The 22,948-nt window shown below is 67.0% G+C and carries 23 protein-coding genes and 4 tRNA genes; 9 read left to right on the top strand and 18 right to left on the bottom strand.

From position 1 onward, the window contains the following. From ABQZ09_RS11660 to ABQZ09_RS11605, 12 genes are all read right to left on the bottom strand, one after another. Positions 1–227: GTP-binding protein (locus ABQZ09_RS11660; protein WP_234712337.1), on the bottom strand; the 227-nt coding region annotated here is incomplete at its 3' end. Positions 228–273: 46 nt separating this feature from the next. After that, positions 274–349, bottom strand: a tRNA-Thr gene (locus tag ABQZ09_RS11655). 33 nt (positions 350–382) lie between these two features. After that, positions 383–456 (bottom strand) — tRNA-Gly (locus ABQZ09_RS11650). A 29-nt stretch (positions 457–485) separates the two neighbouring features. Continuing rightward, a tRNA-Tyr gene (locus tag ABQZ09_RS11645) sits at positions 486–571 on the bottom strand. A 153-nt stretch (positions 572–724) separates the two neighbouring features. Further along, positions 725–1,816, bottom strand: coding sequence for a redox-regulated ATPase YchF (gene ychF, locus ABQZ09_RS11640; RefSeq protein WP_184552672.1), 1,092 nt, complete (start codon positions 1,814–1,816; stop codon positions 725–727). Between the two features lie 74 nt (positions 1,817–1,890). Continuing rightward, positions 1,891–2,475 carry an aminoacyl-tRNA hydrolase gene (pth, locus tag ABQZ09_RS11635; RefSeq protein WP_184390427.1) on the bottom strand — a complete coding sequence of 195 codons (585 nt, stop codon included), beginning with the start codon at positions 2,473–2,475 and terminating at the stop codon, positions 1,891–1,893. Between the two features lie 51 nt (positions 2,476–2,526). After that, positions 2,527–3,162, bottom strand: coding sequence for a 50S ribosomal protein L25/general stress protein Ctc (locus ABQZ09_RS11630; RefSeq protein ID WP_039411279.1), 636 nt, complete (start codon positions 3,160–3,162; stop codon positions 2,527–2,529). Positions 3,163–3,273: 111 nt separating this feature from the next. Continuing rightward, positions 3,274–4,233, bottom strand: coding sequence for a ribose-phosphate diphosphokinase (locus tag ABQZ09_RS11625; RefSeq protein WP_039411276.1), 960 nt, complete (start codon positions 4,231–4,233; stop codon positions 3,274–3,276). A gap of 159 nt (positions 4,234–4,392) precedes the next feature. After that, a tRNA-Gln gene (locus ABQZ09_RS11620) sits at positions 4,393–4,469 on the bottom strand. 3 nt (positions 4,470–4,472) lie between these two features. After that, complete coding sequence (ispE, locus tag ABQZ09_RS11615) at positions 4,473–5,357, bottom strand: 4-(cytidine 5'-diphospho)-2-C-methyl-D-erythritol kinase (RefSeq protein WP_349776932.1); 885 nt, start codon at positions 5,355–5,357, stop codon at positions 4,473–4,475. Then, positions 5,339–5,992 carry a lipoprotein insertase outer membrane protein LolB gene (lolB, locus tag ABQZ09_RS11610; RefSeq protein WP_228314447.1) on the bottom strand — a complete coding sequence of 218 codons (654 nt, stop codon included), beginning with the start codon at positions 5,990–5,992 and terminating at the stop codon, positions 5,339–5,341. Before lolB ends, ispE begins: the two co-directional genes overlap by 19 nt. Next, complete coding sequence (locus ABQZ09_RS11605; RefSeq protein WP_349776931.1) at positions 5,989–7,677, bottom strand: tetratricopeptide repeat protein; 1,689 nt, start codon at positions 7,675–7,677, stop codon at positions 5,989–5,991. Before ABQZ09_RS11605 ends, lolB begins: the two co-directional genes overlap by 4 nt. 65 nt (positions 7,678–7,742) lie before the next feature. Here ABQZ09_RS11605 and hemA point away from each other — a divergent pair, with 65 nt between their 5' ends. The 5 genes from hemA (at position 7,743) to ppk2 (ending at position 13,459) form a co-directional block, all read left to right on the top strand. Continuing rightward, positions 7,743–9,041: a glutamyl-tRNA reductase gene (hemA, locus tag ABQZ09_RS11600; RefSeq protein ID WP_039411265.1), complete on the top strand. Its 1,299-nt coding sequence runs from the start codon at positions 7,743–7,745 to the stop codon at positions 9,039–9,041. Further along, positions 9,019–10,104: a peptide chain release factor 1 gene (gene prfA / locus ABQZ09_RS11595; protein WP_349776930.1), complete on the top strand. Its 1,086-nt coding sequence runs from the start codon at positions 9,019–9,021 to the stop codon at positions 10,102–10,104. Before hemA ends, prfA begins: the two co-directional genes overlap by 23 nt. Then, a complete protein-coding gene (locus ABQZ09_RS11590; RefSeq protein ID WP_228314446.1) occupies positions 10,101–11,807 on the top strand; it encodes an O-linked N-acetylglucosamine transferase, SPINDLY family protein in 1,707 nt (568 codons plus the stop codon). The genes prfA and ABQZ09_RS11590 overlap by 4 nt, the downstream gene beginning before the upstream one ends. A gap of 320 nt (positions 11,808–12,127) precedes the next feature. After that, positions 12,128–12,646: a molybdenum cofactor biosynthesis protein B gene (gene moaB / locus ABQZ09_RS11585; protein WP_349776929.1), complete on the top strand. Its 519-nt coding sequence runs from the start codon at positions 12,128–12,130 to the stop codon at positions 12,644–12,646. A gap of 30 nt (positions 12,647–12,676) precedes the next feature. After that, entirely contained in the window at positions 12,677–13,459 is a 783-nt protein-coding gene (ppk2, locus tag ABQZ09_RS11580; protein ID WP_349776928.1) for a polyphosphate kinase 2, read from the top strand. Here ppk2 and ABQZ09_RS11575 read toward each other — a convergent pair. From ABQZ09_RS11575 to ABQZ09_RS11560, 4 genes are all read right to left on the bottom strand, one after another. Continuing rightward, a complete protein-coding gene (locus tag ABQZ09_RS11575) occupies positions 13,441–14,667 on the bottom strand; it encodes a hypothetical protein (protein WP_349776927.1) in 1,227 nt (408 codons plus the stop codon). The two genes, ppk2 and ABQZ09_RS11575, sit on opposite strands and share 19 nt — an antisense overlap. Positions 14,668–14,751: 84 nt before the next feature. After that, the gene (locus tag ABQZ09_RS11570) at positions 14,752–15,018 is read right to left on the bottom strand and encodes an acylphosphatase (RefSeq protein WP_349776926.1); all 267 of its coding nucleotides are present in this window, start codon (positions 15,016–15,018) and stop codon (positions 14,752–14,754) included. Beyond that, complete coding sequence (locus ABQZ09_RS11565; RefSeq protein WP_349776925.1) at positions 15,018–15,626, bottom strand: TlpA family protein disulfide reductase; 609 nt, start codon at positions 15,624–15,626, stop codon at positions 15,018–15,020. Before ABQZ09_RS11565 ends, ABQZ09_RS11570 begins: the two co-directional genes overlap by 1 nt. Continuing rightward, positions 15,623–16,900, bottom strand: a complete 1,278-nt coding sequence (locus ABQZ09_RS11560) for a YihY family inner membrane protein (protein ID WP_039411248.1) — start codon at positions 16,898–16,900, stop codon at positions 15,623–15,625. Before ABQZ09_RS11560 ends, ABQZ09_RS11565 begins: the two co-directional genes overlap by 4 nt. Before the next feature lie 109 nt (positions 16,901–17,009). Between ABQZ09_RS11560 and wrbA the strand changes: the two genes are divergently transcribed. The 4 genes from wrbA (at position 17,010) to ybaK (ending at position 19,090) form a co-directional block, all read left to right on the top strand. Beyond that, positions 17,010–17,606 (top strand): NAD(P)H:quinone oxidoreductase, encoded by a 597-nt coding sequence (wrbA, locus tag ABQZ09_RS11555; RefSeq protein ID WP_039411246.1) that lies wholly within the window; start codon positions 17,010–17,012, stop codon positions 17,604–17,606. Continuing rightward, positions 17,603–17,947, top strand: a complete 345-nt coding sequence (locus ABQZ09_RS11550) for a DUF2069 domain-containing protein (RefSeq protein ID WP_184552696.1) — start codon at positions 17,603–17,605, stop codon at positions 17,945–17,947. The genes wrbA and ABQZ09_RS11550 overlap by 4 nt, the downstream gene beginning before the upstream one ends. Before the next feature lie 179 nt (positions 17,948–18,126). Then, the gene (locus tag ABQZ09_RS11545; protein ID WP_039411242.1) at positions 18,127–18,612 is read left to right on the top strand and encodes an asparaginase domain-containing protein; all 486 of its coding nucleotides are present in this window, start codon (positions 18,127–18,129) and stop codon (positions 18,610–18,612) included. Positions 18,613–18,616: 4 nt separating this feature from the next. Then, positions 18,617–19,090, top strand: a complete 474-nt coding sequence (ybaK, locus tag ABQZ09_RS11540; RefSeq protein WP_349776924.1) for a Cys-tRNA(Pro) deacylase — start codon at positions 18,617–18,619, stop codon at positions 19,088–19,090. 215 nt (positions 19,091–19,305) lie between these two features. Here the strand turns inward: ybaK and ABQZ09_RS11535 are convergent, their stop codons facing one another. Beyond that, positions 19,306–21,003 carry a S8 family peptidase gene (locus ABQZ09_RS11535; RefSeq protein WP_349776923.1) on the bottom strand — a complete coding sequence of 566 codons (1,698 nt, stop codon included), beginning with the start codon at positions 21,001–21,003 and terminating at the stop codon, positions 19,306–19,308. A gap of 328 nt (positions 21,004–21,331) precedes the next feature. Then, positions 21,332–22,741 carry a S8 family peptidase gene (locus ABQZ09_RS11530; RefSeq protein WP_228314436.1) on the bottom strand — a complete coding sequence of 470 codons (1,410 nt, stop codon included), beginning with the start codon at positions 22,739–22,741 and terminating at the stop codon, positions 21,332–21,334. Positions 22,742–22,948: the final 207 nt, after the last annotated feature.

Genomic DNA, 22,948 nt, shown 5'->3' with positions numbered 1-22,948 from the left:
TGGCGGGTCGGGGATTCGTATTCGACGTGCGCGGTCGAAATCGTGATGCCGCGCGCCTTTTCTTCCGGCGCTGCGTCGATCGCGTCATACGCCTTGAACTCGCCACCGAAACGCTCTGCACCGATCTTGGTCAGCGCGGCGGTCAACGTGGTCTTGCCATGGTCGACGTGACCGATGGTGCCGACGTTCACGTGCGGCTTGGTGCGCTCGAATTTAGCTTTTGCCATGGGTGCAAGTTCTCGGTAATCGTTTGGAGTTAAGACGATTGAGTAATGGTGCTCACGAAAGGAATCGAACCTTCGACCTCCTCCTTACCAAGGAGGTGCTCTACCGACTGAGCTACGTGAGCGAGTTTTGCATTATGCCATGCATTTGCGTTCAATGGAGCGGGAGACGGGAATCGAACCCGCACCATCAGCTTGGAAGGCTGAGGTTCTACCGTTGAACTACTCCCGCGCCGGGAACTGCATGCCACAACGTGAAACTGGTGGAGGGAGGTGGATTCGAACCACCGAAGGCGTAAGCCAGCAGATTTACAGTCTGCCCCCGTTGGCCGCTTGGGTATCCCTCCAGCTTTTACTACCGGACCGTTGCGCGGTGAAGCGAATCGGTTCGGGGTGAAGCAGCCCGTTATTTTGTTGTGGGACGCACCCGGTGTCAACAAAAATTTTGAACTATTCGTCACACCCGACAGCGCGCGGCGAACGACGCCGCACGCATCGGATCAGACGTTGAAACGGAAGTGCAGCACGTCGCCTTCCTGGACGCGATATTCCTTGCCTTCCAGACGCAGGCGGCCCGCGTCGCGCGCACCGGCTTCGCCGCGATACTTGATGAAATCATCGAAACCGATGGTCTCGGCGCGGATGAAGCCCTTCTCGAAATCGGTGTGAATGACGGCCGCCGCCTGCGGCGCGGTGGAGCCAGCCCTGACCGTCCAGGCGCGCACTTCCTTGACGCCTGCGGTGAAGTAGGTCTGCAGGCCGAGCAGCGTGTAAGCGGCGCGAATGACGCGATTCAAGCCAGGTTCGCTCAGCCCGAGGTCGGCCAGGAAGGTATCGCGGTCCTCGTCGTCCAGCTGGGACAGTTCTTCTTCGATCGCGGCCGAGACCGGCACCACTTCTGCACCTTCGCCTGCAGCGTGCGCGCGCACGGCATCCAGGTGCGGATTGTTCTCGAAACCGTCTTCCAGCACGTTGGCGATGTACATCACCGGCTTGAGCGTGAGCAGGAACAGATCGCGCACCAGCGCCTTCTCTTCCTCATCCAGGCCGGCCGCACGCCCCGACTTTCCATCAGACAGCGCCGCCTGCAGCTTGGCCAGCACCGGCTTGCGTGCCGCAGCCTCCTTGTCGCCGCCCTTGGCACTGCGCTCGGCGCGATTGAGCGCCTTTTCCACGCTGTCCAGGTCGGCCAGCGCCAGCTCGGTATCGATGGTTTCGATGTCGGAGATGGGGTCGACCTTGTTGTTGACGTGGATGACGTCGTCGTTCTCGAAGCAACGCACCACGTGGGTGATCGCATCCACTTCGCGGATGTGCGCCAGGAACTTGTTGCCCAGGCCCTCACCGCTCGCCGCACCGGCCACCAGGCCGGCGATGTCGACGAACTCGACCGCGGTCGGAATCAGCTTCTGCGGCTTGACGATCTCGGCCAGCTGGTTGAGGCGCGGATCGGGCACCGGCACGATGCCAACGTTGGGCTCGATGGTGCAGAACGGAAAATTGGCCGCAGCGATGCCCGCCTTGGTCAGCGCGTTGAACAGGGTCGACTTGCCGACGTTGGGCAGGCCGACGATGCCGCATTTGATACCCATGGGTCACATCCGGGATTTGGGATTCGGGATTGGAGATTCGTCATGCCACATGGCCACGAATCCCCAATCCCCAATCACGCATCCCTGCTTGTATGCAGGCGCTTCATCGCCTCGTTGAAATTGCCATCCATTGCCAGCGGCAGCACGTCGATGGCCGCATCTATTGCCTGACCAATCGCCACATCATCCTCGCGCCCTGCCCGTCCCAGCACCCAGGGCACCACGCGGTCCTTGTGACCGGGATGACCGATGCCGACGCGCAAGCGGTGAAATTTGCCATGGCCGAGCAGGCGGATGGTGTCACGCAGACCGTTCTGGCCGCCATGCCCGCCGTCGAACTTGAGCCGTGCCGTGCCGGGTGACAGATCCAGTTCGTCGTGGGCGACGAGCATCTGTTCCGGCTCGATCTTCCAGAACCGCAAGGCGGCGGTGATCGATTTACCACTGAGATTCATGAACGTCGCCGGCTTGAGCAGCCAGACGGGCTGCCCGGCGATATCGACCCTGGCCGTCTCGCCGAACAACTTGCTGTCCAGGCCCCAGCGGGCGCCACTGCGCTCGACGAGGGCATCGACGAAACGAAACCCGGCGTTATGCCGGGTTTGCGCGTGTTCGGGACCGGGATTACCCAGCCCGACGATCAGACGAAGTGCAGACATGCCAGTGACCGCAGCCGATTCCCCGCATGCTGCGAGGAATCGGCCAACGGATTACTTGGTCTCTGCGCCTTCGCTGCCTTCTTCACCGGCAGCGTCTTCTTCCTCGACGCGCACGTGCTTGGCCGCGACCACGGCGACGTCGTGCTCCTTGCCCAGCTTCAGTTCCGGAATTTCAACACCGGCCGGCAGCTTGATTTCGGACAGGTGGATCACGTTGCCCACTTCCAGGCCACCGAGGTCGACTTCGATGAACTCCGGCAGGTCCTTCGGCAGGCAGACCACCTGGACTTCGTTGAGCTCGTGGGTCACGACCACTTCGCTGGACTTGCCAGCCGGCGAGGTTGCTTCGTTGACGAAGTGCAGCGGCACAGCGGCGCTGAGCTTCTCGTTGGCGCTGACGCGCTGGAAGTCGATGTGCATGATCAGCTGCTTGAACGGATGGCGCTGCATGTCACGCAGCAGCACCTGCTGCACGTCGCCATTGAGGTTCAGGTCCAGGATCGACGAGTAGAACCACTCGTTCTGCTGGGCGAGCCAGATCTGCTCATGGTTGAGCTGGATGCTGACCGGCTCGAGTTCGCCACCGTAGACGATGGCCGGAATGACGCCAGCGTGACGCAGGCGGCGGCTCGCACCCTTCCCCTCGTCTGCGCGGCGCTCGACCTTGATTTCGTGAGTCTTTGCCATGTTGTTTCACTACCTAGTTTGGAATACCGCCTCGCGGCGATGAAGCGTCTCACCCGCGACCAGGAGAGACGTGGTACCGGCACCCGGGAGATCCGGGCACCGAATCGGAGATCAGTCGACGTAGAGCGAGCTGACCGACTCGCCGAAGGCGATGCGGCGAATGGTCTCGGCCAGCAGCTCGGCCACGCTCAGCTGACGAATCTTGGGGCAGGTCCGCGCCGCTTCGTTCAACGGGATCGTGTCGGTGACCACCAGCTCGTCGAGCTGCGAATTGTTGATGTTGTCCACCGCCGGGCCGGATAGCACCGGGTGGGTGATGTAGGCCACCACCTTGAGCGCACCGCGCTGCTTGAGCGCAGCGGCAGCCGCACACAGGGTGCCGGCGGTATCGACCAGGTCGTCCACCAGCACGCAGGTCTTGCCCTGTACGTCGCCGATGATGTTCATCACGGTGGCGACGTTGGCGCGCGGACGGCGCTTGTCGATGATGGCCAGATCAGCGTCATCCAGGCGCTTTGCGACGGCGCGCGCACGCACCACGCCACCCACGTCCGGCGACACCACGATCAGGTTGTCGGTGCCGTAGGCGCGCCAGATATCGGCCAGCAGCAGCGGCGAGGCATAGACGTTGTCCACCGGCACATCGAAGAAGCCCTGGATCTGGTCGGCATGCAGGTCGACCGTCAGCACGCGGTCGGCCTCCATCGCGCAGATCATCTTGGCGGCGACCTTGGCGGTGATCGGCACGCGCGAGGAGCGCATGCGACGGTCCTGGCGCGAATAACCGAAATACGGGATCACCGCGGTGACGGACTGGGCGCTGGCGCGCTTGAGCGCGTCGATCAGCACCAGCAGCTCCATCAGGTTCTCGGCGCTCGGCGCGCAGGTCGGCTGGATGACGAACACTTCCTGCCGGCGCACGCTTTCTTCGATTTCGACCTGCACCTCCCCATCGGAGAAGCGCGTGACCAGCGCCTTGCCCATGCGCACGCCGAGCTCCTTGCAGATGCTCTGGGCAAGCGGCTTGTTGGCATTGCCGGAGAACACCAGCAGGTTACGTTGATCTTGCATGGGATCTCTCGGGCGGCGGCGAAGAGCGTGCGGGTCGGCGGAAGAGCAGAGGAGCCACGCCGTTGCCCGGCCGTACCTCGATCTGCGCACATGAAGCTGCGGGAGCCTGCAGACGAATCTGCATCTGCACCTCTTGCAGAGCGACCCACATCAACACATTGGCAGGGGCGGTAGGATTCGAACCTACGAATGCCAGGATCAAAACCTGGTGCCTTGGGCCTCTTGGCGACGCCCCTGCATCAAACTTGTCTCGCGTCCAGTGCGTCGAGCAATGGCGAGTGCGCTGCACCCTTCACAACCCACGCCCGCAGGCTGCCCGGCAACTGCGCCATGGCCTGCTCTGCAGCAGCGCGCGTGGCGAATTCGACGAAGCACCCACTTCCCGACCCGGTCAAACGCGGCGTTCCGATCCTGGACAGCGCCAGGAACACGGCCTCGACAGCGGGTTCACGGCGCCGCAGGACCGGCTCGAATGCATTGTCGAGCAGAGAACCGGAAGCGAAGTCCGCTATTTTCGCGGGCGCGGCATCCCGCGTCAATTCCTGTGATTGAAATAAGGCCGGCGTGGGCACGTGAACACCTGGATCAACCAGCACATAGGCCGCGTCCGGGAGTGTGATGGGGGTCAATTGCTCGCCGACGCCCTCGGCCCAGGCGTTGTGCCCGCGCACGAACACCGGCACGTCCGCACCCAGTTGCAGGCCCAGCCCGGCCAGCGCATCGACCGGCAAACCCAGGCTCCACAAGACATTGAGCGCCACCAGGACGGTTGCCGCATCCGAGGAGCCGCCACCGAAACCGCCACCGGCGGGGATGCGTTTGTCGACCCGGATCTCGGCACCCGCGTCCGCGCCAGCGGCCGATTGCAGCAGCCGCGCGGCGCGAATCACCAGATCGTCGTCTTCGGTAACGCCGGGCAGACTCTCGCCGATACGCCGGATCAGGCCATCGCCGCGCAAACGAAGATGAATGGTGTCCCCCCAGTCCAGCAGCCGGAACACGGTCTGTAGCAGGTGGTAGCCGTCGGCGCGGCGCCCGACGATCTGTAGAAACAGGTTCAGCTTGGCCGGCGCGGGCCATGCTGACCACCCTTCCTGCGCCGACATCAGGGCGAGACCGTCCATTGATCGACCAGCAGGCGCACCTTGGCGCTGCCGTTGTGGGCTTCGATGCGTTGCGGCAGCTCGGGCTGGCCGTCACCGGCAGGAGCCCAGGCCAGGAACTCGATGGTCCAGCCGCCCTGTTGCACAGTGCGCGGGCGCCCGGCGGCATCCAGGTCCACGCGCTGCGCAGCGGTGTCGGCAATGCGCAGCGCGCGCACCCAGTCCGCCATCCGGTTGACCGGAATGGTCCATCCGGTCGCCTCGAGCAGGACCTGCTCTGCGTCCGGCCCACTGCGCGGGCCGCCATCCAGCCCTTCGATCCGGCCGGCGCCGGTGGCGCTGTCGCCGGTGAGCACCCAGCTCTGCCGGGTCACTGGCGCACTGAGCTGCACGCGGTATTGCGGGCCATCCTGCTGCCAGTCGATGCGGCCGCTGCCGCCGTCACGGTCCTTGCTGATCGCCACCCGGCCCTGGAACGACCAGGTGGGGTGGGCCTGCAGCCAGGCCTGGCGCGTGGCTTCGGCCTGGCGGGCCTGGTCGGACACCTGTTCGACCACCGCTGCTCCGCCGCCCTGCCCGCGCGGCACGCTCACGCAGCCGGACAGCGCAGCCAGCACCAGCCCGCTCAGGGCCAGCGTGCGGATCCCGCGATTCATAGGCCGAACTTTTCCACGGCGCGCTGCAGCGCGCGATTGTCCGGGTCCAGCCGGCGCGCTTCATCGAAATAACGCCGCGCCTCGTCCTGCTTGCCGCTGACCCACAGCACCTCGCCCACGTGGGCGGCGATTTCCGGGTCCTTGACCAGCGCCCAGGCACGGCGCAGTTGCACCAGGGCCTCCTTGTTGCGCCCCATGCGGTACAGCACCCAGCCGTAGCTGTCGACGATGGCCGGGTTGTCCGGGTCGGCGGTGCGGGCGCGGTCGATCAGCGCCAGCGCTTCCTTGTAGCGTGTGGTGCGATCGGCCAGGGTGTAGCCCAGCGCGTTGAGCGCGGCGACGTTTTCCGGCTCGGCCACCAGGATCTTGCGCAGGTCGGCCTCGGCCCGCGGCACGTCGTCGCGACGCTCCCACGCAAGGCCACGGGCATACAGCAGTGCACTGTCGTCCGGATAGGCGGCCAGGCCGCGTTCGAAGGCGTCCAGCTCGCCGGGGGCATCCTCGGCGCGCTGGTGAAGCTCGGCCTCCAGCACGTACGCATCGCGACGAGCATCGTCGTCGGCACTGGCATCGCCCTGCAGGGCACGCACTTCGGCCAGCGCCTCGGGCTTGCGACCCAGTTCGTACAACGCGCTGGCCGCGCGCAAGCGCGCCTCGCTCAGCTGCGGGCCGCCCGGCACGCCGCGGTACCACTCCACCGCCTCGTCGTAACGCTTGAGGAATTCGGCGATCTTGCCCAGCAGCAGGCGGCGATCCGGATCCGGCTTGGCGGCATTGCTCTTGAGCTCGCCGTACAGCGCTTCGAGCGCGCTGCGGTCCTTCTCCTTGGCCAGCATGGAGGCCCGCAACCCGTAGGTCTGGGTGTCCTGCGGCCCGGTGGAGAGCACGCGTGCGGCCGCTTCGGTCTGGCCCATGGCGTCGTAGGCGAAGGCCAGCGCGCCGCGCAGTTCGGAGTCCTTCACCGCCTGCGGCTCGATCGCCTTCAGCAAGGCCAATGCCTCGTCGTTCTTGCCTTCCTGCTGCAGCTGGGTGGCATGCAGCAAGGCCACGCGCGGCTCTTCGGGGAAGCGGCGCACCACTTCATCGACGATGCGCTTGGCCAGCGCCGGGCGCTCCATGCGCAGCGCGAGCCGGCCGAACTCCTGCCAGGCCTCGATCTGGTTGGGGATGGCGCCCGCCTTGACGAGGTCTTCGAGCACGTCGGCAGAGGCTTCAGGCTCGCGGCCGCCATTGGCCAGGGCGATCAACGCAAAACGCCAGCCGCGCGGGTCGGGTTCCTTGAGCAGGCCGAGCAGATCGCGGCGGGCGGTGCGCAGGTCGTTGCGGCGCAGGGCCAGCGACGCCTCGGTGCTGCGCATCGACATCGACGATGGCGCGCGGGCGCGCCACAGCGCCATCGCCTCGATGGCGCGCGGGTCGTCGTTGGCCAGCATGGCGATGCGGGCGGCCCGTTCGGCCAGCCCGGCGTCGCCGGCTTCGGCTTTGGCGGCGTCCAGGTAGGCACGGGCGGCATCGTCCAGCTGCCCGGCCTGCAAGGCGAATTCGCCAGCGAGCACGGGTTCCAGCGAGGTGGCGCTGGCAGCCTTGGCGGGTGGCGCGGGCGGTGCTTTCTTGGGTGCTGCAGTGGCACTGGTGGAGACTGCGACCAGCAAAAGAACACTCAGGATGCGAATCGGTACAGGCATCGGGGGCAACCGGGCCGTAAAATGGGGCCCTGAATGGCCGCCAGCTTATCGCAAGCAACTGAACAATGACGTTGTGGGTGCTCGGACTGAATCACCAGACCGCTCCTGTGGACCTGCGCGAACGTGCAGCGTTCGCCGGTGAGGCACTGCCGCGTGCGCTCGAATCGTTGCGTACGTTGCCGCAGGTGCGCGAGGCGGCGCTGTTGTCCACCTGCAATCGTACCGAGCTGTATGCGATGGCCGACGACGCGCAGACGCTGGCCGGCTGGCTGGACGCACACGCCCCCGGGCTGAGCGGGTATTTGTATCAACACCAGGATGCCGATGCGGTACGTCACCTGTTCCGGGTGGCCACGGGGCTGGATTCGATGGTACTGGGCGAGCCGCAGATCCTGGGCCAGGTGAAGGATGCCTGGGCGGTGGCGCGGGCCCACGGCGCGTTGGGCAGCGGCCTGGATCGGCTGTTCCAGCAGACCTTTTCGGTGGCCAAGCGCGCACGCACCGATACCCGGGTCGGTGCCAATCCGGTGTCGGTGGCGTCCACGGCGGTGCGGCTGGCGCAGGAATCGTTCGCCCGGCTCAACGAATCGACCGTGTTGCTGGTCGGTGCCGGCGAGACCATCGAGCTGGCGGCCAAGCATCTGAGCGAGGGTCGCGTGCGGCGCCTGCTGATCGCCAACCGCACCCTCGCCCATGCGCAGACGCTGGCCAGCCAGCATGGCGGCTATGCGCTGCCGTTGACCGATCTGGAACGCCACCTGGCCGAGGCCGATGTGGTGTTCTCGGCCACCGCCGCGCGCGAGCCGGTGGTAACGCGCGCCCAGGTCGAACAGGCGCTGCGCGCACGCAAGCGCAAGCCGATGCTGCTGTTCGACCTGGCGGTGCCGCGCGACATCGAGGCCTCGGTGGCGCAGCTGGGCGATGCCTACCTGTACACGGTGGACGATCTGGAGCGCGCGGTCGAAGACAACCGTCGCAGCCGCCGCGAGGCCGCCGATCAGGCCGAAGCCATCATCGACCTGCAGGTGGCACGCTACGTCGAGACCGTGCAGGCCAACGCACGCCAGGCGCCGCTCAAGCGTCTGCGCGCATTCGGCGACAGCACCCGTGACGAGTTGCTGGCCAAGGCACGCCAGCAATTGAGCAACGGCAAGCCGGCCGACGAAGTGCTGGAACAGCTGGCGCATGCGCTGACCAACCGTCTGCTGCATCCGCCCACCGCTGCGCTGCGCGATGCGGCACTGAACAACGACCTGGAACTGACCAGTGCGGCCGACCGGCTGTTTCCGGAAAAGCCCGGTTACCAACATCCCCCTGTAGCTACCCCGATCGTGAGGACTGATGACGCCGACCCTGCGCCGTAAGCTCGAAGCGCTGGCCGAGCGCCGCGAAGAACTGCAGCACCTGTTGTCCGACCCGGATGTGGTCGGCAACAACGACAAGTTCCGCACCTTGTCGCGCGAACTGTCGCAGCTGGAGCCGGTGGCAGTGGCGCTGGAAGACGAAGCGCGCACCAAGGCCGACCTGAGCGCGGCCGAGGCCTTGCGCAGCGACCCGGAAATGCGCGAGCTGGCCGACGAGGAAATCGCCGCCGCGCAGGCACGCCTGGACGAGCTGGATGCGCAACTGGCGCTGCTGCTGGTGCCGCGCGACCCGCGCGATGACGGCAACCTGTTCCTGGAAGTGCGCGCCGGCACCGGCGGCGACGAAGCGGCCATCTTTGCCGGCGACCTGTTCCGCATGTACGCGCGCTATGCCGAGCGCCAGGGCTGGAAGGTCGAAATCGAATCCGACAGCCCCGGCGAGCATGGCGGCTACAAGGAAGTGGTGGCGCGGGTGGTCGGGCGTGGCGCGTATTCGCGGCTGAAGTTCGAATCCGGCACGCACCGCGTGCAGCGCGTGCCCGCGACCGAGTCGCAGGGCCGCATCCACACCTCGGCGGCGACGGTGGCGATCATTCCCGAGGCCGATGACGTGGAAGAGATCGCGATCAATCCGGCCGATCTGAAAGTGGATACCTTCCGCTCGTCCGGTGCGGGCGGACAGCACGTCAACAAGACCGAATCGGCGATCCGCATCACCCATGTGCCGACCGGCGTGGTGGTGGAATGCCAGACCGAACGCAGCCAGCACGCCAATCGCGACAAGGCGATGAAGCGCCTGAAGGCGCAGTTGCTGGACACCGAACGCAGCAAGGCCGCCGCCGCCGAAGCGCAGACACGCAAGCTGCAGGTGGGCAGCGGCGATCGCAGCCAGCGCATCCGCACCTACAGTTTTCCGCAGGGACGCATCACCGACCATCGTGTGGAAGGGCTGACGCTGTACGACCTGCCCAACATCATCGAAGGCGATCTGGATGCCCTGATCGCGCGCTTGCTGCACGAGCATCAGGCCGACGAACTGGCGCGGTTGAGCGACAGCCCGTGAGTGCCAACGTCCCGCGCGAGCTGCTGCAGCTGCGCGAGGCGGTGCGGCGCCAACCGGGGGACTTTGTCGCCTGGTTGATGTTGGCCGATGCCGAGCTGGGCATGGGCGACAGCACCGCCGGCGAGGTGGCGGTGCAACACGCCCTGGCCATGCATCCGGGTCACCCGGAGGCGATTGCACGGCTGGGCCGGGTACGCTGGGCGCAGCAGCGCCATGCAGACGCCGCCACGTTGCTGCAACAGGCCTCGGGCCTGGTACCGCAGCATCCAGGTATCGCGTTGTGGCTTGGACACGCACTGGAAGATGCCGGTCAACCGGAGCAGGCGGCTGACGCGTATGCGCGTGCGCATCAGTTGCTGCCCGACGAACCCTATATCACCGCGCAGTTGCTCAATTGGCGACGCCGCCTGTGCGATTGGCGCGAACTGGAACCACTGGCTGCGCACGTGCGTGCCGCCGTGGCGCGAGGTGAGGCGGCAGTGGAGCCGTTCGCTTTCCTGAGCGAGGACGCCAGCGCGGCCGAGCAACTGGCGTGTGCCCGCACCCGTGCGCAGGCGATTGCCTCGTCTTTACGCCCGCTGCCTGCAGTCACGGTGCGCAGCCGCGGTGCGCTGCGGCTCGGCTTCGTGTCCAACGGCTTTGGCGCGCACCCCACCGGCTTGCTGACCGTGGCCTTGTTCGAAGCGCTGCAGCGACGTCAGCCGGACATGCAGGTGCACCTGTTCGCGACCAGCCATGACGATGGCAGCGAGATTCGTGCGCGCCTGGCGCAGGCGACGCGCCTGCATGACGTCACCGCACTGGGGCATCTGGCGACCGCGCAGCACATCCGGGACCAGGGCATCGATCTGCTGTTCGATCTGCGCGGCTGGGGCGGTGGCGGGCGCCCGGAAGTGTTCGCACTGCGGCCAGCGCCGGTGCAAATCAACTGGCTGGCGTATCCGGGCACTTCCGGCGCGCCCTGGATGGACCATGTGCTGGGCGATGCGTTTGCACTGCCGCCGCCACTGGAGCCGTTTTACAGCGAACAGGTGCTGCGCCTGCCACGCGTGTTTCAACCGTCGGACACCTCGCGCACGGTCGCGCAACCGCCACCGCGTGCGGAGTGCGGCTTGCCGGAGCAGGGTGTGGTGCTGTGCTGCTTCAACAACAGCTACAAACTCACTCCACGCAGCATGGCGCGCATGGTGGCGGTGTTGCGCGCGGTGCCCGGCAGTGTGTTGTGGCTGCTGTCCGGGCCGGGCCGGGCCGATGCGCGACTGCGCGCGGTGGCGCAGGCACAGGGCGTGGACCCGCAGCGGCTGGTGTTCATGCCGAAGTTGCCGCATCCGCAGTATCTGGCGCGCTATCGGCATGCGGATCTGTTTCTGGACACGCACCCGTACAACGCCCACACCACGGCCTCCGACGCGCTATGGGCAGGCTGCCCGGTACTGACCACGCCGGGCGAGACGTTCGCCGCGCGCGTGGCTGGCAGCCTGAATCAGCATCTGGGGCTGGATGAGATGAATGTGGCCGATGACGCTGCGTTTGTCGCCAAGGCGATCGAACTGGCGAGCGATGCGGATGCCTTGCGTGGTGTGCGCGTGCGATTGGCGGAACAACGCCTGCGCAGTGGCGTTTTCGATATGGACGGATTCGCGGATGATCTGGCTGCGCTGCTGCGTGGCATTGCGCGGCGCAGTGGGTGGTTGGGAGGTTAGCGTCGGTTGCCGGATGTTGCGCTTCTGGGTTGGCATGCGAGATGGCGTGGTGCTTGAGGCGCGGAATCTTTTGCTGGCGCTGCCATACGAGCGACAGTCAGGCATGGATGCTTCTCCCTTCGGTAGAAGGTGGCGCGTAGCGCCGGATGAGGGTGCGGCTGCGGCCGTGACACTGGTTAACCGTACCCTTACCCCAACCCCTCTCCCGCAGTGAGAGGGGCCTAGAGCGACGCGTTAGCTAACGCCTGATAGGCAGCCGCTTCGTACGACTTCACACCACAACGCTGTACCCGGCCGTCCCGGCTCGCTAGGCTGCGCGCATGCCTTCCACTCTCGACTTCATTCCGCTGCGCCTGTGCGTGCTGACCGTGTCCGACAGCCGCACCCTGGCCGATGACCGTTCCGGCGATTACCTGGCCGATGCCCTCACCCACGAAGGTCATGTGCTGCACGAACGTGCGCTGTGCCCGGACGACCGTTACCGCATGCGTGCGATCGTGTCCGGCTGGATCGCCGACGCACAGGTCGACGGCATCCTGATCACCGGCGGCACCGGCTTTACGGGCCGCGACAGCACTCCGGAGGCGATCACGCCGTTGCTGGACAAGGTCATGCCCGGCTTCGGCGAGATGTTCCGCGCGATCAGCGTGGACGAGATCGGCACCTCCTCGCTGCAATCGCGCGCGTTTGCCGGGCTTGCCAACCACAGCTTCGTGTTCTGCCTGCCCGGTTCCACTTCGGCCTGCCGCACGGCATGGGAGAATATCGTGCGTGCGCAGCTGGATGCGCGGACCAAACCGTGCAATCTGGCGACACTGCGTCCACGTCTGGGCGAATAGCCTGCGCGCTCTGCACCGGCTGGAACGCGCATGTCGCATCTCAAACGCAAGGCCTACAAGAAACTGCTGGCACCGCTGCAATTGGAACTGGTTGGCATGGCGCGCTGGCTGCGCCACACCAATCAGCGCGCCCTGGTGCTGGTGGAAGGCCGCGACACCGCCGGCAAGGGCGGCGTGATCCAGACCATCGCCAGCCATCTCAATCCGCGCCAGTGCCGGGTGGTGGCGCTGCCCAAGCCCAGCGACCGCGAGAGCACGCAGTGGTATTTCCAGCGCTATGTGACGCATCTGCCGGCGGGCGGCGAGTTGGTGCTGATGGATCGCAGCTGGTACAACCGCGCGGGCGTGGAACGGGTCATGGGCTATTGCACCGACGCGCAATACGCCGCGTTTCTGGAGCAGGCGCCGCGCTTTGAACAGATGTTGGTCGACGACGGCATCCTGTTGTTCAAGTACTGGTTGTGCGTGGACCAGGCAGAACAGGAAGAACGCTTCGCCGAGCGTCACGCAGACCCGCTCAAGGGCTGGAAACTGTCGCCGGTGGATCTGCAGTCACGCGACAAATACGACGACTACACCGCCGCCCGCGAGCGCATGCTCAAAGCGACCCACACGCCCGATGCGCCGTGGACGCTGGTGGATTTCAACGATCAGAAACGGGGCCGGCTGAGCCTGATCCGCGATCTACTGGATCGGCTCCCGGACACATCGGTGCCCGAAGCGCAATTCGCGTTGCCGCCCTTGCACGGCAAGCCGCACAAGGAACATTACGGCGTGCTGGAGCCGATCGACGATTACGCCGGCCAGTCCTGAGAGACTTCATCGCTGGCCGCGGTAGCGCGCGGCAGCGGGTGCAGGCCGGCATGACGTTCGGCCTGCTCGGCCTGCAGCACCAGCTGGCTCAGGCGCTGACTGAACAGCTGCACGAAACCGCGGTGCAGCGGTCGCATCGCTTCCATGTAGTCCACGTCATCGGCTTGCGCGCCGAGCGGGCTGCACGAGGACAGCAGCACTTCGTCCAGGCGCAGCGCGCTGTCGGGCAGGCGCACCAGGGCGGCGCGGCGCAGCCAGTCGCGCATGCCTTCGCGGTATTCGGCAGCCAGGATGTAGGCCACTTCGACCTGGTCCAGGTCCACGTCCGGGTTCCAGGCCAGCACCTGGATCACCTGCGAACGCTCGTCCAGCATGCGGCCTTCGGCCACCAGGGCGTGCAGCTGCTGCAGCAGCCGCCACTGCGCCTCGGCCGCGCCGCGTTGGGCGGGCGGCATGGCGTCGATGGCCAGTGCCAGGCGACGTGCGAACAGGGCCGGCACCTCGGCCAGTACCACCGGGCCGGCATCGGCGCCGAGCAGGAACCGCTCGGTCCGCAGCGCGGCGGTGTCGGGCAGGTAGCCGTCCTGCAACGGCCGCATGACACCGTGGTCGAGCAGCGACAGCACCACGTCCAGCCAGTAGCGGCGTTCCTGTTGCAGCGCGCGGTTGGCCGAGGCGTTCTGCCAGGCGGTGCGCACTTCGTCCAGCCGCGCGATGCAGGTCTGGGCATCGAGCCCATCCCACGGCGCGCGGGTGGCATCGTCCGGGTCGAAGGTTTCCGCACTGAGCATGCCGCCGCCGAAGCGATGCCAGGCCGCACCACGCTGGGTGTGGGCCGGGTCCAACCGGGAGACGGCAACCGGGGCCGGCGGCGCGGGACGCAGCAATGCGGCGTAGGCATCGGCCCAGGATTCAGGCAGGCGTGCCGACAGCGGGTAGCTTGCCGAGGGCTGCGCCAGGCCACGGCGCGCCAGTCGCAGGCTCCACAGCAGGGCACCGATCACGATGCCGCCGAAGGTCCAGGCTACCAGCCAGCTGGTTGCCGCCTGGCCGGTTTGCAGCACGCGCGTGGACGGCTGCACGAACAGCAGCCAGCCGCTGCCCAGCATCGCGCCGAGATACAGCCATGGCGCGGATTGCGCCAGCTGGCGACGGCGGCGTGCCGGTTGATCGTGCGCGTCGTTGTGATCCTGAGATGGAGCGGCCATTACATTCCCCTGAACGCCTGATCGCGTTGACAAGGTTATCGGCGCGTCGCCCCAACTCTGTTGCCCCGCCGTGCGGGCCGGCGCTCAGCCAGTTACAAAGTCTTCAGTCGTCGGAACCGGGCACGGCGCGCGTGTCACCGCGGCCACTCGCGCCGCCGGTGGGCCTTGCCAGAGCCAGGCTTCCAGCGCATCCAGGGCGGCCGCGCTGCCGGCGGCGATCACTTCCACGCTGCCGTCGGCCTGGTTGCGGGCGTGCCCACACAGGCCCAGTGCCAGCGCGCGGTCGCGGGTGGAGGCCCGGTAGTAGACGCCTTGCACCGCGCCGCTGATGACAAAGCGGGCGGCCTGCATCAACCGGCCTTGCCGGTGATGCCCACGGCAGCTTCGATATCGCGCGCGGTGACCGGGCCGAGGAATTGCTTGGCCACCTTGCCGTCCGGGCCGATCAGATAGGTCATCGGCAGGCCGCGCGGCGTGGCGAAGTCCTGCGGCGGCTGGTACGGGTCGAGGATGGCGACCGGATAGGAGACCGGATGGTCCTTCAGGAAGGCCTGCATGTCCGCAGCGGTGATGTCTTCATAGGCCAGGCCCACCACTTCGACGGCATCGCGCATGGTGTGCAGCGCCGACAGTTCCGGCATTTCCTTCAGACAGGGCGCGCACCAGGTGGCCCAGAAATTGACCACCACCCACTTGCCGCGATGCGCGGCAAGATCGTAGGTCTCGCCGGTTACGGTCGGCAGCGAGAGCTTGGGCATTTCGGCGGTCTGCTGCACGACCGAGGTGCTGGCAGCGCCGGCCGGATCGGGGGCGGCAGGCGCTGCAGGTGGCTGAGCCGGCGCGGTGGGGGCCGCCACATGGTCGGCCGCGGGCGCGCCGTCGCCGGTGGGCTTGCAGGCAGTCAGCATTAACAGCGGCAACAGCAGCGCGCACGCGCCGCGCACAAGGCGCACAGTCATGGAGGATCTCCGGGAAGGTGGGTGTAGAGGTCGCCAACCGGTTGCGCCAGCACGCTGCGCAACGGTTGGCGCAATTGTTCCAGCGCCGCGGCGGCGGCCTGACCATAGGCATCGTCGCGACAAGGCAGGGGGCGGTCTTCGATCGGCACGCGCAGCTGGCAGTTTTCGTAGAGTTCGGCCAAGGTCACTACATCCAGGTCACGCGCCAGCAGCCATTGCCCGCGCTCGTCGCGACGCAGCAGGCGGATGCGTTTGAGCTCGCACAGCAGCTCCTGCATCAGGGTGTCGGTGAGCATGGGTTCCAGCGCCAGGATGCGGTCTTCGTCCAGGCCGTTGCCGTGGATGCGCGCCTGGCGGAAACGCCCCAGCAGCCGCAGCAGCCCGTAGATCTCGAAGCCCGGCGGCAGCCGCATCGCTTCGGGCTGGTAGCGGAATGCGGACATCGACGAGGCCAGCGAGGCGCCCAGCAGCACCGACACCCAGCTCAGGTAGATCCACAACAACAGGATCGGCAATGCCGACAGCGCGCCGTAGATGCGCTGATACGTCTGGAAATTACCGAGATAGAACCCGAAACCCCATTTGACGATTTCCATCAGGATCACCGCCAGCAGCGCGCCCGGCAGCGCATGCCGCAGCCGCACCACGTGCTGCGGCACCACGCGGTAGATCAGCACGATGCAGACGAACTCCACCGCCATCGGCGCCAGCCGCCAGGCGAATTCGGCCAGCCACTGGCCTTCGGTGGTGCGGAACAGCGGCAGCGCGAACACGTAGGCGGCCATCGCCATCGAGGCCGCGGCCAGCATGGTGCCCAGCGTCAGCACCGTCCAATAGATCAGGAACCGCGTCACCTTGGGGCGCGCGGCGGCGACCCGCCAGATGCTGTTGAAGGTCTGTTCGATGCTGTGCAGGGTGATCAGCAACGAAGCCACCAGCGCCACCATACCGGCCACGGTGAACTTGCCCAGGTCTTCCAGCGAACGGTTGAGATAGTTCTGCACCGAACGCGCAGCGCCGGGCACGAAATTGTTGAAGATGAAGTCGGTGAGCGCGTCCTTCCATTCGTTGAAGGCCGGAAATGCCGACAACACGCCGAACACCACGATGGCCAGCGGCACCAGTGCAAAGACCGTGGTGTAGGCCAGCGAGGCGGCCGCCTGGAACAGCCGGTCGTCCAGAAAGCGGTGCCATAGAAAGCGCCCGAAGCTCACCGTCCGCGCGCGGTCGCGCAGACGCTCTTTCCATTGGTGGAGGGTGTTCACACGCGACATCGCGCAAGGGTACCCGATGCGCCGTCATCGCGGCCTTGCCGCACCTGCGGCGTGCAGCAGGCCGGCCGCTTGGCCGATACTGCGGCAACTCACACAGTTGGTAGATGCGATGGCGGAGATTCTGGTGCTGTATTACAGCCGTGGCGGTTCGGTGGCGCGGCTGGCGCGGCAGATCGCGCGCGGCATCGGCGAAGTGCCCGGCATGAGCGCGAGGCTGCGCACGGTGCCGCCGGTGGCCGCGGTCACCCAGACCAGCGCCCCGCCGGTGCCGGACGAAGGCGCGCCGTACGTGGACCGCGCCGATCTGGCCGAATGCAGCGGCCTGTTGCTGGGCAGCCCCACCCGCTTCGGCAATATGGCCGCGCCGATGAAGCACTTCCTCGACAGCCTGGGCGCCGAATGGGCCAGTGGCACCCTGGCCGGCAAGCCGGCGGGCGTGTTCACCTCCACCGCCTCGATGCATGGCGGGCAGGAATCCACGCTGCTGTCGATGCATCTGCCCTTGCTGCATCACGGCTGCCTGATCGTCGGTATTCCGTTCACCGAGCCCGCGCTTAGCCACACCACCAGCGGCGGCACGCCGTACGGCGCCAGCCATGTGTCCGGTGCCGGCGGCGACCCGCAACCGAGCGAGGACGAGACCCTGTTGGCGCGCGCGCTCGGCCGCCGGGTGGCCGACATCGCGCGGCGGCTGGCGACCCCGTGAGCCTGCGCGCCACGCACTGGTTGCTGACGGCGGCGCTGCTGGCGCTGGCGCTGCTGTTCGTGGCCTGGTTCCACAACGATGCGCGCCCGATCGCCGCACTCATCGTGTTCGTGCTGCCGGCCGCGCTGACCGGTGTGCTGGCGGTACGCAGCGCCCGCGCACGGTTCTGGGCCGGCGTGTTCGCGCTGGGATGGTTCAGCCACGGCGTGATGGCCGCCTGGAGCCAGCCGCACGCCCGCGGCCTGGCGTGGCTGGAACTGCTGCTGGCGCTGCTGGTGATCGCGCTGGTCAGCGGGCCTGGCGTGGCGGCCCGGTTCGGCAGCAAGCGCAGGGCGCGCTGACCGGCGCAGCGGCGGGCGGACTGACCGCGCTGGTGGCCCGGTGGCGGACCGCCACCTGGCCAGGTGAGCGTGGGTCTCCGGCTTGTCCGCCCGCGGGCCGCAGCCAGCACCGCAGCCGGGCGGTATCATGGCGGCCCTCGCGCGGCCTGCACCGCGTTGGCCCTACAGGATTGGCAGCAATGGAAGACCTTCTGATCGTCACCACCGGTGGCACGATCGACAAGATCTACTTCGACGACAAATCGGACTACCAGATCGGCGACCCGCAGATCGGCCAGATCCTCAAGGAACTGGGCGTGACCTTCCGCTTCTCGGTGATTCCGATCATCCGCAAGGACTCGCTGCACATCACCGAGGCCGACCGCGAACTGATCCGCGCCACCATCGCCGCCCAACCCACCCGCCACGTGCTGATCACCCACGGCACCGACTCGATGGTGGAAACCGGCAAGGTGCTGCAGACAATCGCCGACAAGACCATCGTGATGACCGGTGCGTTGAACCCGGCGCGCTTCCGCGGCTCGGATGCGGAATTCAATATCGGCTGCGCGGTCGGCGCAGTGCAATCGCTGCCGGCCGGGGTCTACATCGCCATGAACGGCCGCATCTGGAACCCGGAAAAGGTGCGCAAGAACGTGGCCGCCAACCGTTTCGAATCGATCTGACACGGTGAGCAAGGCCACCCGTGCCACCAAGGCATTGGACGCGGCCGGCGTGGGCTATGTGTTGCATCCGTACGCCTATCAGGCCGATGCCGATGCGAAGGGATTACAAGCCGCACAGGCGCTGGGGCTACCGCCGCACGCCGTATTGAAGACGCTGATGGCGTGGGCCGATGACAACGCCGTCTGCGTGGTGATTCCCTGCGACCGCCGGGTGTCGCTGAAGAAACTCGCCAGCGCGTACGGCGGCAAGTCGGCACGCATGATGGAGGTGGCCGATGCCGAACGCCGCACCGGCTACAAGGTCGGCGGCATCAGCCCGCTCGGCCAGCAACGGCAGGCGCCGGTGCTGGTCGACACCACCGCACTGGATGCACCTGCGCTCTGGATCAACGCTGGCCAGCGTGGCTTGCTGCTGGAATTGCCCGGCGCCCAGCTGCTACAGGCACTGGCCGCACGCGCCTGTGCGCTGTGCGAATAGACGCATCAGCGCGCTGCCGCACGCACCCGCTGGTGCGCACGTTCCTCGCTCAGAATCCTGGCTCATACGCGACATCTCGGTCGAACCTCGACTTCGACCTCGGTATCCAACTTCCAATCGACGTCGCGCCAGGCTCCCCGCACCGCTGACGACTGCCCACGCCGCGGCACTCGTCAGCGTCTCCCGACGCGGCGGCAGTACCGCGCCGGAACCCTTCAATACGCCGCAGTGACGCTGACTGCAGAGAAGCCCAGCGTCGCCTTCAAGCGGACGTAGTACACGCCGGCTGCGGGCGCAGCCAGCGTGCAACTGTCGCCATTGCCCGGCAACATGCTGCGGCAGCTGTACGCGGCATCGGTCGGCAATGCACCGGCCCGTAACGAGAGATCGGCATTGCCGCTGCCACCGGCAAGCGTGACCTTGAGCGTGCGCGTGCCGGCCGGCACGTTGACCCGGTAATACAGCGAATCGGAAAGCGCTGCGCTCAGCCCGGTGCGAGCCACATTCCTGGTCAGGGTGGTCGACTCGATCACCGCCGTCACCGCGCCGTCGGCATTCACCAGCCCTGCCCCGCAGCCCTGCGTGCAGGCCACCGGCAACGGCCGCGCGCTGCTCTTGAGCAAGGCCTTCACCGTGGCCGGGGCGAGTGGATTCAGGGCCACCGACTGCATTAGCGCCACCACGCCGGCCACATGCGGCGCCGCCATCGAGGTACCGCTATAGCCCGCGTATGCGGCATTGCCGGGAACCGTGGTGCCGGTATTGAGCGTGGATACGATGGACTGCCCGGGCGCTGCGATATCCACACCCGTGCCGAAGTTGGAGAAGCTGGCCTTGGCGCCGGCCGAGGTGGTGGCTGCCACCGCGATCACGTTCGGGCAGTTGGCCGGCACGCTGGTGGAGACATCCATATTGCTGTTGCCGGCCGCCGCCACCACCGCGCTGCCGCGCGTCACCGCAGCGGTGATGGCATTGCTCAGGGTTGTGGAACAACTGCCGTAGCCGCCGAGCGAAAGATTGATCACCGTGGCCGGGTTCGGGTTGGCCGGCACGCCATTGACCTTGCCGCCGGACGCCCAGACGATCGCATCGGCGATGTCGGACATGTAGCCGCCGCATCGGCCCAATACCCGCAGGGGCAGGATCTTGGCGTTGAAGGCGGTGCCGACCACACCCGCCGCGTTGTTGCCGACGGCCGCCACGATGCCGGCGACATGGGTGCCATGCCAGCTGGAGCTGGACGCGGACGCACCGGGGCCGCATTCGTTGGCTGCGGTCCAGTCACCCTGGTCGGCGGCATTGGCATCGCGCGCGCTGCCGTCGCGCGCAGTCGCTGGATCGATGATGAAGTCGTAACCGGGCAGCACGTTCGCTGCCAGGTCGGGATGGTTGGTGATGCCGGTATCGATCACCGCCACCACGATGCCCTTGCCGGTAGTGCGGTCCCAGGCCGGGCGGATGTTGAGGCCGGCGCTGGTCGTGCCCATCGCCCACTGCTGCGGCACGCCCGGGTCGTTCGGCACAAGCAACGGACGCATCAGCACGTCCACTTCCACGCGCTTGACCGCCGGGTCGGCTGCGAGGCGGCGCATCAGGCTTTCCGAGTCCACACGGTCCAGCTTGCGATCGGCCACCAACAGCATCGGACCGGTACTGAGCCGACGCGTTGCAGACAAGCCCAGCGCACGTCCGCGCGCTTCCGGCACCGCGCGGGCGATGTCGCGCCAGGGCGCAGACAACCCGGTCGCCCGGCTGCTGCCGACGCGGTCCTTGTAGCTGACGATGAAGCGCTGATGGCTGCTGCTGGAGTTCAAGCCTTGCAGGCTGACCTCGCCGGCGGCGGCATGAAACGTGCATGACAACGCACAGACGAGTGCAATGCGGCGCAATGCGCCAACTGAGTGATACGACATGAATCCATCCCTCCCCAAGGAGCTGGCAACCCGGATGGCAACGCGCTAACGCCACGGCGATGCGCCTTACCCGATGCGTGGGCAGGCAGATGGCGCATGCCTCACGTGGGGTGGCTATCGGCGTCCCGCAGGTGGCGCTGAAGCGGCCACGTTGCGCCCGCATGCGCTTCATTCAGCCGTTACGGCCGGCCTGCGCTGGCAGCGCGGCAATTGCCGCTGCCCGAACGCACACTGCCCCGCCGAAGCGGGGCAGTGCAGGTTTCAAAACACCGACAGCTGCGTCGGGGTTGGCCCGACGTCGATGCCGGCAGTCACAGTCGTCGCCGCATTACGGGGTCTGGCTGACCGCGCCGGCGGCGTTGACGATGCCGGCACCGCAACCGCCCGAGCAGGCGCCCGGCAGCGGACGGGCGGTGTTCTTCAACAGGGTTTCCACCGCCGCCGGCGTCAGCGGACGGCTGGCCGCCGATTGCACCAGCGCCACCACGCCGGCCACATGCGGGGCCGCCATCGAGGTGCCGTTGTAGCTGGCGTAGCTGGCCGAACCGGGGGTGGTGGTGCCGCTGTTGAGCGTGGACAGGATCGACGAGCCGGGGCCGGAAATATCGATGGTGGTGCCGAAGTTGGAGAAGCTCGAACGCGCGCCGGCCGAGGTGATCGAGGCCACCGAGATCACGTTGGCGCAGCTGGCCGGGGTGAAGTTGGCCACGTTGGCATTGCTGTTGCCGGCCGCCACCACCACGGTGGTGCCGCGCGACACCGCGCTGTTGATCGCGTTCTGGTAGCTGGCCGAACAGGTGCCGTTGCCGCCCAGCGACATGTTGATCACCTCGGCCGGGTTGGCATTGGCCGGCACGCCGGACACGGTGCCGCCCGACGCCCAGACGATGGCATCGACGATGTCGGAGGTGGCGCCGCCACACAGGCCCAGCGCACGGATCGGGACCACGCGCGCATTGAACGCAGTACCGGCGACGCCGCTGTTGTTGTTGGTCACCGCCGCGATGGTGCCGGCCACGTGGGTGCCGTGCCAGCTGGAGTTGGCGGCGGGAATGCCGGTACCGCACTGGTTGGCCGCGCGCCAGTCGCCCTGGTCGGCCGGGTTGCTGTCACGCCCGTTGTTGTCGCGCGCACGCGCCGCATCGCTGATGAAGTCGTAGCCCGGCAGCACGTTGGCGTTGAGATCCGGATGGCTGGTGATGCCGGTGTCGATCACGGCCACCACCACGCCGGTGCCGGTGGCGGTATCCCAGGCCGGGCGCACGTTGATGCTGGAGGCGCTGGTGCCAAAGCCCCACTGCTCGGACAGGCGGGTGTCGTTCGGGGTCAACACCGGATACATGATCTGATCGACCTCGACGTAATCCACGCTCGGATCGGCGGCGATGCGGCGCATCAGCGTTTCGGCTTCGGCGCGGTCCAGGCCACGGCTGGTCTTGAGCACTTCCGACCCGAGTGCGGTGCGGCGCACATGATTCAGGCCCAGCGCGCGACCGGCACGTGCCGGCACCGCGGTTGCCACGGCATTGAGCGAGGCGCGCATCGATGTCGGGCTTACTGCCGCGCTGGAGCCGTCCTTGTATTTGACGATGAACCGGTCCAGCGTGGGCTGCGACTCCAAGCCGGACAGATTGACCTGACCGGCGAACGCCGGCACGGCCAGCAGACAGGTCAGCGCGGAAACACCCAGCACGACCAGGGCGCGTGCGGGTGCACGACGTTGCGACACATTGGACATCGATCGTTCCTCAGTTTTTCATGAAGTGCCGCGGTTGCGGCGAGATGGCCGGCCCCATGCCGCACACCGCGGATCGGGCCGGAACGCACGGGCGGTGACGCCCGTCGAAACGACTGACCGGTGTCCTTGCCGGCCGAGCGGCAATGCGCCGCCGGCGCCTGCCGAACTGGCAGACGTGGGCGAGACATCGCAGATGAGGTGAGGCGC

Origin of the sequence: Xanthomonas sp. WHRI 6106 (assembly GCF_040202405.1) — a bacterium.
In the GTDB taxonomy this organism is placed as follows: domain Bacteria; phylum Pseudomonadota; class Gammaproteobacteria; order Xanthomonadales; family Xanthomonadaceae; genus Xanthomonas; species Xanthomonas cannabis.
This window is presented reverse-complemented; position numbering and strand designations above follow the sequence as displayed.

Coding starts and splice junctions, on each gene's coding strand:
- ABQZ09_RS11530 (WP_228314436.1), bottom strand. CDS start 22,741: ATGTCCAATGTGTCGCAACGTCGTGCACCCGCACGCGCCCTGGTCGTG.
- ABQZ09_RS11630 (WP_039411279.1), bottom strand. CDS start 3,162: ATGGCAAAGACTCACGAAATCAAGGTCGAGCGCCGCGCAGACGAGGGG.
- ABQZ09_RS11560 (WP_039411248.1), bottom strand. CDS start 16,900: ATGTCGCGTGTGAACACCCTCCACCAATGGAAAGAGCGTCTGCGCGAC.
- ychF (WP_184552672.1), bottom strand. CDS start 1,816: ATGGGTATCAAATGCGGCATCGTCGGCCTGCCCAACGTCGGCAAGTCG.
- ispE (WP_349776932.1), bottom strand. CDS start 5,357: ATGGACGGTCTCGCCCTGATGTCGGCGCAGGAAGGGTGGTCAGCATGG.
- wrbA (WP_039411246.1), top strand. CDS start 17,010: ATGGCGGAGATTCTGGTGCTGTATTACAGCCGTGGCGGTTCGGTGGCG.
- pth (WP_184390427.1), bottom strand. CDS start 2,475: ATGTCTGCACTTCGTCTGATCGTCGGGCTGGGTAATCCCGGTCCCGAA.
- ABQZ09_RS11625 (WP_039411276.1), bottom strand. CDS start 4,233: ATGCAAGATCAACGTAACCTGCTGGTGTTCTCCGGCAATGCCAACAAG.
- moaB (WP_349776929.1), top strand. CDS start 12,128: ATGCCTTCCACTCTCGACTTCATTCCGCTGCGCCTGTGCGTGCTGACC.
- ppk2 (WP_349776928.1), top strand. CDS start 12,677: ATGTCGCATCTCAAACGCAAGGCCTACAAGAAACTGCTGGCACCGCTG.
- ABQZ09_RS11545 (WP_039411242.1), top strand. CDS start 18,127: ATGGAAGACCTTCTGATCGTCACCACCGGTGGCACGATCGACAAGATC.
- ABQZ09_RS11575 (WP_349776927.1), bottom strand. CDS start 14,667: ATGGCCGCTCCATCTCAGGATCACAACGACGCGCACGATCAACCGGCA.
- ABQZ09_RS11535 (WP_349776923.1), bottom strand. CDS start 21,003: ATGTCGTATCACTCAGTTGGCGCATTGCGCCGCATTGCACTCGTCTGT.
- hemA (WP_039411265.1), top strand. CDS start 7,743: ATGACGTTGTGGGTGCTCGGACTGAATCACCAGACCGCTCCTGTGGAC.
- ABQZ09_RS11605 (WP_349776931.1), bottom strand. CDS start 7,677: ATGCCTGTACCGATTCGCATCCTGAGTGTTCTTTTGCTGGTCGCAGTC.
- ABQZ09_RS11570 (WP_349776926.1), bottom strand. CDS start 15,018: ATGCAGGCCGCCCGCTTTGTCATCAGCGGCGCGGTGCAAGGCGTCTAC.
- ABQZ09_RS11565 (WP_349776925.1), bottom strand. CDS start 15,626: ATGACTGTGCGCCTTGTGCGCGGCGCGTGCGCGCTGCTGTTGCCGCTG.
- prfA (WP_349776930.1), top strand. CDS start 9,019: ATGACGCCGACCCTGCGCCGTAAGCTCGAAGCGCTGGCCGAGCGCCGC.
- lolB (WP_228314447.1), bottom strand. CDS start 5,992: ATGAATCGCGGGATCCGCACGCTGGCCCTGAGCGGGCTGGTGCTGGCT.